This is a genomic window from Promicromonospora kroppenstedtii DSM 19349 (genome assembly GCF_000515355.1).
GTDB classification, from domain to species: domain Bacteria; phylum Actinomycetota; class Actinomycetes; order Actinomycetales; family Cellulomonadaceae; genus Promicromonospora; species Promicromonospora kroppenstedtii.
Window position 1 is genome coordinate 8,666 of sequence record NZ_KI911606.1, and the last position, 457, is coordinate 9,122.

Genomic DNA, 457 nt, shown 5'->3' on the forward strand with positions numbered 1-457 from the left:
CGGCAGTCCCGCCGGGCGGGTCTGCCACCGCGCTCCCGCCATCGGCGGCGGGGTCGCGCAGCGTCACCCTGATCACCGGTGACACGGTCACCATCAGCACGGCGGCGGACGGCACGAGCGTCACCAACGTCACCGGCCCCGGCGGGACGACGTCGTCCTACCACCGCACCGAGCGCGATGGCAGCACGTTCGTCTACCCGGACGCGGCGCTGCCCTACGTGACGGCCGGCACCCTCGACGACCGCTTGTTCGACGTCACACGGCTCCTCGCGAACGGCTACGACGACGCGAGCACCGACGCGCTGCCGCTGATCGTCCGCTACACGGACGCGGCCGCCCGGTCGCGCGGCACCACGCCGCTCGACGGTTCCGACGTCGTGCGCGCGCTGCCCAGCGTGGACGGCGCCGCCGTGACGCAGGACCGCGACGACGCGGCCGCCTTCTGGACCGCCCTGAC

1 pseudogene is annotated in these 457 nt (G+C 74.6%); it reads left to right on the plus strand.

The annotated features are described in order from the left end of the window. Positions 1–457, plus strand: a pseudogene (locus PROKR_RS03605) (serine protease); the annotation flags it as partial.